This window comes from Streptomyces sp. NPDC054849, from assembly GCF_053610945.1.
The window spans coordinates 1-7003 of record NZ_JBSGZI010000179.1 but is presented as its reverse complement, the minus strand read 5'-3'; the positions used below and the strand labels follow the sequence as shown (position 1 = coordinate 7003).

Genomic DNA, 7003 nt, shown 5'->3' with positions numbered 1-7003 from the left:
GTCCGGCCCCTCCCGGGGGCCGGACCTTTCGCGTTCGGGCCCCACAGCCGCCCCCAGGGGCCTTCCCGGCCGGGAGGACCGGAGCCACCGGATCCGTCTCCTCAGCGCAGCTCGGCCGGCAGCGTGCGCTTTGCGTCCACCTTCTCCGTACGGACCAGCTCGCCCCACACGATGTACCGGTACTTCGAGGTGTAGACCGGCGTGCAGGTGGTGAGCGTGATGTAGCGGCCCGGAGCGGTCCTGCCCGACTCCCTGGGGACCGGGTTGATCACGTCGGTGTTGTACTTCGAGGTCTGGCGCAGCTCCGCGAAGACCTTGTAGACGTACCAGGTGTCCCGGGTCTCGAAGACGATCGCGTCGCCGTTCTTCACCTTGTCGATGTTGTGGAACTTCGCCCCGTGCCCGTCCCGGTGCGCGGCGAGCGAGAAGTTCCCCTTCTCGTCCCACGGCAGCGCCGACTTCACCGGCTCCGTGTAGTACCCGGCCACGCCGTCGTCGAGGATCTCCGGCGCCGTCCCCTGCTTGACGAGCACCTCGCCGTTCTTCATCGCCGGGACGTGCAGGAAGCCGACGCCGTCCCGGGTGTCCAGCGCCCCCGGCTGCGCGGGCGCCGGCGGGTCCGGTGTCTGCCACTGCCGGCGGATCTGATCGCCCCGCGCCGACGCGTGCCGGTCCGCGAGCACGTTCGTCCACCACAGCGAGTAGGCCACGAACAGGCCCAGCACCAGGCCGACCGTGATCAGGACCTCGCCCAGCAGGCTCAGGAACCCGGCGAGCACACTGCGGCTGCCGGCGGGCGGGGCCGCGGCGCGGCGGCGGGCACGAGACACTGCTGATTCGTCCTTAACTGGTCAGCGCGGGCGGCGGGCCCTGGCTGCGGGGGCGTTCCTCGGTCATCCTGCCCCATACGATCATCCGGTAGGTGCTCGTGAACTCCGGGGTGCAGGTGGTCAGCGTGATGTACCGGCCCGCGGTGGTGAACCCCGAGCCCTCGGGCACGGGCTTGATCACCGCCACGTTCGTCGGCGGGGTCTGCGCCAGCGACGAGGTCATCTCGTACGTGTAGTAGGCGTCCCGGGTCTCGACGACGACGGGATCCCCGGGCACCAGCCGGTTGATGTAGCGGAAGGGCTCACCGTGCGTGTTGCGGTGTCCGGCCAACGCGAAGTTGCCCTGCTCGTCCGCCGGCATCGCCGACTTCAGCGCGCCCTCGCCGTAGTGCCCGACCATGCCGCGGTCCAGCACCTTCGGCTTGCTGATGCCCTCGGCGACCGGAACCTTCACGTCCAGTTTCGGGATGTGGAGGATCGCGAAGCCCTGGCCCGGCTCGAAGGCCGTCACGGGAGGTGCGGCGGCACCTACTTCACCCGAGTCGCCCTCCCCGGTCTGGCGCTCCCACGTCTGCCGCAGGGAGCCCGCCGCTCCGTTCGCCACCCGCTCCGCCACGAGGTTCGTGTACCAGAGCTGGTAGGCGACGAAGAGCAGCATCACCAGACCCAGGGTGATGAACAGCTCTCCGCCCAGCCGGCTCGCGATGACCACCGGACCGCCCGACGCCGGCCGCCTGCGCCGCCGCCCGCCGCCCCGCCTCCGGGTGCGTCTGGCGGCCTGCTTCGCGGCCTCCTGAGCTGCCCTGCGTCGCGCGGCCCGGCCCTCCGTGGGCGCGGACGGCGCGACCGCGGTCACGCGAGGGCCTTGCCCACCACCGGGGCCAGCCCCACCGAGCGCTCCACGGCACCCGCGTCACCGCACCGGACCAGCCAGTTCGCGAGCATCCGGTGGCCCCACTCGGTCAGCACCGACTCGGGGTGGAACTGCACGCCCTCGACGTCGTGCTCCCGGTGGCGCAGGCCCATGATGATCCCGTCCTCGGTCCGCGCCGTGACCTCCAGCGTGCCGGGCAGGGTTTGGGGCTCGGCGGCGAGGGAGTGGTACCGGGTGGCGGTGAACGGCGACGGCAGTCCCTCGAACACGCCCCGGCCCTCGTGCACCACGGGCGAGGTCTTGCCGTGCAACAGCTCCGGTGCCCGGCCCACGACCCCTCCGTAGGCGACGGCCATCGACTGCATGCCGAGGCAGACGCCGAAGACGGGAACGCCGGTCTGCGCGCAGTGGCGGACCATGTCGACGCAGACGCCCGCCTCCTCCGGCGTGCCCGGCCCCGGGGACAGCAGCACCCCGTCGAAGCCGTCCTGCGCGTGCGAGAGCTCGACCTCGTCGTTGCGCAGGACCTCACATTCGGCGCCGAGCTGGTAGAGGTACTGGACCAGGTTGAAGACAAAGCTGTCGTAGTTGTCGACAACCAGAATGCGCGCGCTCACGGAGTGGCTCCCGATCCCTCGTCCACCGTCACATCGTTGAACGGCAGGAGCGGCTCGGCCCAGGGGAAGACGTACTGAAACAGCACGAAGACCACCGCGAGGACCAGTACCGAGGAGATCAGCGCGCGTACCCACGCGTTGCCCGGCAGGTGCCGCCAGATCCAGCCGTACATGCCGCCTGATTCCTTTTCGTCCACGTTCGTTCAACGCACCGCGGGGGCGGTACGCGAACAGACTAAAGGCAGCGGCCCGAAAGGGTGGGTCACCCGGACAAACCCTCCGGCCCGCCCTGCTCGGCCGTGCGCGTGCCGGTCAGCTCCGCCCAGACGACCAGGCGGTGGCTGTGGCCCCACTCCGGGTCGCAGGTGGTGAGCGTCAGATACCGGCCAGCCATCCGGAACGGCGATTTCTCCGGGACCGGGTCGACCACCCCGGTCTCGGTCGGCAGCGTGCGCAGGGGCCCGCCCCGCACGGTGTACGTGTACCAGGTGCGCGCGTCCTTGAGGATCACCGCGTCCCCCGGGCGCAGCCGCGGGAAGTCCTTGAAGGGGTCGCCGTACGTGCGCCGGTGGCCGGCCACCGAGAAGTTCCCGACGGCGCCGAGGCGGGCGGTGCCGGCGTAGTGACCCAGGCCCTTCTTCAGCAGCTCGGTGTCCGTGCCCTCCAGGACGGGCTTGACCCAGTCCGGGCCGAAGCGGGGCACGTACATCTCGGCGAAGGCCTTGCCGGCGGGGTAGCGCTCGGGCTCCACAGCGGCCGTCGGGGCCGGCGACGGCGACGGCTGCGCCGGTCGGGCCGGCTGCGGCGCGGCCGCCGGGGCCGCCGCCCAGTCGTCGCGCAGGCGGGCCCTCTCGCCGTCCATGGCCCGGTCGGCCTTGACCCCGGTCCACAGCAGGACGTATGCGACGAACAGCACGATCAGCGTGCCCGCCGTCAGGCACACCTCGCTGAACGTCCGTACCACCAGGCGCAGTACGACGTCAGGACGGACCCGATCACGGGGTGGGCGCCACCGGCTTCGCATAGTGGAGGTCCACTGTGCCGGAGTAGGCGGGAAGTGTCAGCGCCTTGTGCTCGTCCACTTTCCAGCCGAGCCCGTAGGCGTTCACGTACAGCTGGTAGTTCTGCAGGGCGGGGGAGGCGGCCAGGGCCTTCTTCAGCGCGTTCGGGTCGCCGACCGCGGAGATCTTGTACGGCGGGGAGTAGACCCGGCCCTGGAGGATCAGGGTGTTGCCCACGCAGCGCACCGCGCTGGTGGAGATGAGCCGCTGGTCCATGACCTGAATCCCCTCGGCGCCGCCCTGCCAGAGGGCGTTCACCACGGCCTGCAGGTCCTGCTGGTGGATCACCAGGTCGTTGGGCTGCGGCTCGGGCACGTTGGGGATGCGGGCGGTGGCGTTCGGCGGGGCGTCGTTGAGGGTGACCGTCAGGCCCTTGCCGGACAGCTCCTCGGTGCCCGAGGCGGCGCGCAGGGCGGCCAGCTTCGCGTCCTCGGCCTTGGTGCTGCCGTCGTCGCGCTCGGCGAGGGCGTCCACCCGGCTGCGTACCGCCGCGGTGCTCTGTTCCAGCTCCGCGTTGTCCTGGCTGCGTTCCTTGATCAGGTCCGACAGCTTCAGGAGTGAGGCGTCCGTCCGGATGTTCGTACCCTTGGAGGTGTTGAAACTGGTGACGAAGAGCAGCCCGGCCAGGGCGAAGACGGCGGCCGTCAGCAGCCGGACCGGTCTGGCCCGGCGACGGGGACCCGCGGAGGAGTCGTCGGAATTGCTCAACGTACCCTTCTCCTTCAACGCCACAGGTCCACTACGCTAACGGACGCCCGGGGCAGGCAAGGTCCCCAGCGCATCGACAGGAGAGCCCCTCGTGCCGAAGTCACGTATCCGCAAGAAGGACGACTACACGCCGCCGCCGACGCGGACGCCGCAGAGCATCCGGCTGACGAACCGCAGCTGGGTCGCCCCGGTCATGCTCACGTTCTTCCTGATCGGACTCGCGTGGATCGTCGTCTTCTACGTGACCGAGACCCAGCTGCCGATCCAGGCGCTGGGCAATTGGAACATCGTGGTCGGTTTCGGATTCATCGCCGCGGGATTCGGCGTATCCACGCAGTGGAAGTAGCACGCAGCAGTCCCTGATGGAAGCTCTCCCCATGAGTTATCCACAGCGTCATCCACACCTGAGGAAAAGACAGAAGATCTGTGGATAACTCTGTGGAGAGTTGACGCCGATGTGATCAGGTGAGTTCCGCCGTGCGGAGCACGATCACCGCCGTGGCCAGCAGGAACGCCACCACACAGGTACCCCACTGGACGAGTGTGCGGGTCTTGCCGGCGGCGGGCGTGAGCATGCCCAGACCGACCAGTGCCCCCGTCACCAGGCCGCCCACGTGGGCCTGCCAGGAGACGTTGAGACCGCCGCCGAGCGGGACGAAGGTCAGCACCAGCATCAGCACGACCATGACGATCACCGGCCGCATCTCGTACCGCAGCCGGCGCACCAGTACGACGGTGGCGCCCAGCAGGCCGAACACGGCGCCGGACGCACCGAGCGTCGCGGCGTTCGGCGCGCTGAGCAGATAGACGAAGGCGCTGGCGCCCAGGCCCGAGAGCAGGTAGACCGCGAGGTAGCGGGCCCGGCCCAGTGCCGCTTCCAACGGACCGCCGATGACCCACAGGCCGATCATGTTGCCGACGATGTGCCACCACTCGACGTGCAGGAACACCGAGGTCATCAGCCGGTGGTACTCGCCGGTGGACACTCCCTCGACGGGTCCGGCGAGGAACGGGAATTCCCGGTACCGGCCGATCAGCTCCAGCTGGACCACCAGCGAGGGGACGGACAGGGCCACGAGGAACACCACGACGTTGATCCCGATCAGGATCTTGGTGATCAGGTGGGGGTCGGCGGCGACCACCCCGCCCGCGAGGGTGCGCGGTGCGTTCGCGGCCGGTCGGTGCCCCGTGCCGGAGCCCTCGCGGACGCATTCGGGGCACTGGAAGCCGACCGAGGCGCTGATCATGCACTCGGGGCAGATGGGACGCTCGCAGCGGGTGCAGCTGATCCCCGTGTCGCGGTCCGGGTGGCGGTAGCAGCCCGGCAGACGGTCGGTGTCCATCGGTCCCCTCGATCGGCGGCGAGGCGGAAGGCCCGCCCCGCCGTTTCCGTATGTATCCAGGACGGACGGGCGGGGCGGAAAGGTTCCCGGTGCGCCCGGGGAGCCCCGGACGGGTCCCGGTCCGTCAGCGCTTCTCGACGACGACGGACTGGATGATCACGTCGTCCAGCGGACGCTCGGTACGCGGGTTGGTGGCGCTGCCGGCGATGGCGTCCACGACCTTCTGACTGGCCGGGTCGGTGATCTCGCCGAAGATGGTGTGCTTGCGGGTCAGCCAGGCGGTCGGCGCGACGGTGATGAAGAACTGCGAGCCGTTCGTGCCCGGGCCCGCGTTGGCCATGGCGAGCAGGTAGGGCTTGGTGAAGGCCAGGTCGGGGTGGAACTCGTCCGCGAACTGGTAGCCGGGGCCGCCGGTGCCGTTGCCGAGCGGGTCGCCGCCCTGGATCATGAAGCCGCTGATGACGCGGTGGAAGACGGTGCCGTCGTAGAGCGGGTCCGTGGTCTTCTGGCCGTCGGTGGGGCGGGTCCATTCGCGGGCGCCCGTGGCGAGCTCGACGAAGTTCCGGACGGTCTTCGGAGCGAAGTTCTGCAGCAGCTCGATCTCGATGTCGCCGTGAGTGGTCTTCAGGGTGGCGTAGAGCTTCTCGGCCACGGATCTGCCTTCCATAGTCATCACTGTCGGTCCAGATGGTCGCACGGAGCGCTCCTCGGCACTGAAATCCTCCACCCGTATGCCCTGTCACGCATGCCTGTCCGCGATATGGCAGGCATGATCCGACAAAGGGTGGAAAGGTGAACTGTGTCCGCCACCGAGGAGGAGGATCCCGTGACCGGCAAGGACAGCGTGCGCCTGGCAGCCGAGAGCGCCAAGGAGACCGTGCGGCACGCGACGGAAGCAGTTGCGCCGTATGCGGAATCTGCAAAGGACGCCGCGGTGCACTATGCACACGAGGCGAACGAGCGGCTGGCACCCATGGTGTCGCATGCGGCGAACGGCGCGGCGCGGCAGTGCCGTACGACGTACGACAGCCATTTGCATCCCCGCCTGAAGGCGGCACGGGCGCACGTGCCGCCGCCCGTGGACCGGGCGGCGACGAGGGCGGTGGAGCAGACGCGCCTGGCGGCACGACACGCGGCCGAGTACACGCAGCCACGGTTCGAGAGCGCGCTCGCGGCCGCCACGCCGGTGGCCGAGGAGGCGGCGTCACGGTCGACGGCGGCGCTGTTGGCGCTGCGCGGCCAGGTGACGGCCAAGGAGGTGCACAAGCTGATGCGGCGCCACGAGCGGCGGGCCCAATACGGCCGGCTGTTCAAGGGTGTCGCGGTGGCCGGCCTGCTGGCCGCCGGCGCCTACCTGGCGTGGCGGTGGTGGGACCAGCAGTCGAATCCGGACTGGCTCGTCGAGCCGCCGGCGGCGACGGAGCTGTCCGCGCAGGACGCCGCTCCGGCGAGCTTCGACGACGAGCTGGCGGAGAAGGAGCGCGAGGCGGGGTCGGCGGGTTCGGGCTTGGAGGACGACAAGCCCTGAGCACGTCCCGCGAGCAACGCGGAAGGGGCCCGGATCCAGTCG

Annotated in this window: 9 protein-coding genes and 1 pseudogene; 2 read left to right on the top strand and 8 right to left on the bottom strand. The window is 70.0% G+C overall.

Annotation, left to right across the window (positions count from 1 at the left end):
* Positions 1-101: 101 nt before the first annotated feature.
* The 6 genes and pseudogenes from ACWGIF_RS37555 to ACWGIF_RS37530 form a co-directional block, all read right to left on the bottom strand.
* Positions 102-830 carry a class E sortase gene (locus ACWGIF_RS37555; RefSeq protein WP_453504307.1) on the bottom strand — a complete coding sequence of 243 codons (729 nt, stop codon included), beginning with the start codon at positions 828-830 and terminating at the stop codon, positions 102-104.
* 13 nt (positions 831-843) lie between these two features.
* Positions 844-1539, bottom strand: a pseudogene (locus ACWGIF_RS37550) (class E sortase); the annotation flags it as partial.
* 143 nt (positions 1540-1682) lie between these two features.
* The gene (locus ACWGIF_RS37545) at positions 1683-2321 is read right to left on the bottom strand and encodes an aminodeoxychorismate/anthranilate synthase component II (protein ID WP_453504305.1); all 639 of its coding nucleotides are present in this window, start codon (positions 2319-2321) and stop codon (positions 1683-1685) included.
* On the bottom strand, positions 2318-2494 hold the full coding sequence (locus ACWGIF_RS37540) for a hypothetical protein (protein WP_453504304.1): 177 nt from the start codon (positions 2492-2494) through the stop codon (positions 2318-2320). Before ACWGIF_RS37540 ends, ACWGIF_RS37545 begins: the two co-directional genes overlap by 4 nt.
* 89 nt (positions 2495-2583) lie before the next feature.
* Positions 2584-3345 (bottom strand): class E sortase, encoded by a 762-nt coding sequence (locus tag ACWGIF_RS37535; protein ID WP_453504302.1) that lies wholly within the window; start codon positions 3343-3345, stop codon positions 2584-2586.
* The gene (locus tag ACWGIF_RS37530) at positions 3317-4090 is read right to left on the bottom strand and encodes a DUF881 domain-containing protein (protein ID WP_453504301.1); all 774 of its coding nucleotides are present in this window, start codon (positions 4088-4090) and stop codon (positions 3317-3319) included. Before ACWGIF_RS37530 ends, ACWGIF_RS37535 begins: the two co-directional genes overlap by 29 nt.
* A 91-nt stretch (positions 4091-4181) precedes the next feature.
* Between ACWGIF_RS37530 and crgA the strand changes: the two genes are divergently transcribed.
* Positions 4182-4436, top strand: a complete 255-nt coding sequence (crgA, locus tag ACWGIF_RS37525; protein ID WP_453504300.1) for a cell division protein CrgA — start codon at positions 4182-4184, stop codon at positions 4434-4436.
* Positions 4437-4551: 115 nt separating this feature from the next.
* Here crgA and ACWGIF_RS37520 read toward each other — a convergent pair whose 3' ends face one another.
* Together ACWGIF_RS37520 and ACWGIF_RS37515 are read right to left on the bottom strand one after the other, a co-directional pair.
* Positions 4552-5433: a rhomboid family intramembrane serine protease gene (locus tag ACWGIF_RS37520; protein ID WP_453504299.1), complete on the bottom strand. Its 882-nt coding sequence runs from the start codon at positions 5431-5433 to the stop codon at positions 4552-4554.
* A 124-nt stretch (positions 5434-5557) separates the two neighbouring features.
* A complete protein-coding gene (locus ACWGIF_RS37515; protein WP_453504308.1) occupies positions 5558-6085 on the bottom strand; it encodes a peptidylprolyl isomerase in 528 nt (175 codons plus the stop codon).
* Positions 6086-6259: 174 nt separating this feature from the next.
* On the opposite strand from ACWGIF_RS37515, the gene ACWGIF_RS37510 reads away from it, so the two are divergent.
* Positions 6260-6961: a DUF5324 family protein gene (locus ACWGIF_RS37510; RefSeq protein WP_453504297.1), complete on the top strand. Its 702-nt coding sequence runs from the start codon at positions 6260-6262 to the stop codon at positions 6959-6961.
* Positions 6962-7003: the final 42 nt, after the last annotated feature.

Excerpts from the sequence above, each read along its gene's own strand:
- ACWGIF_RS37540 (WP_453504304.1), bottom strand. The coding sequence starts at position 2,494 with ATGTACGGCTGGATCTGGCGGCACCTGCCGGGCAACGCGTGGGTACGC.
- ACWGIF_RS37535 (WP_453504302.1), bottom strand. The coding sequence starts at position 3,345 with ATGCGAAGCCGGTGGCGCCCACCCCGTGATCGGGTCCGTCCTGACGTC.
- ACWGIF_RS37520 (WP_453504299.1), bottom strand. The coding sequence starts at position 5,433 with ATGGACACCGACCGTCTGCCGGGCTGCTACCGCCACCCGGACCGCGAC.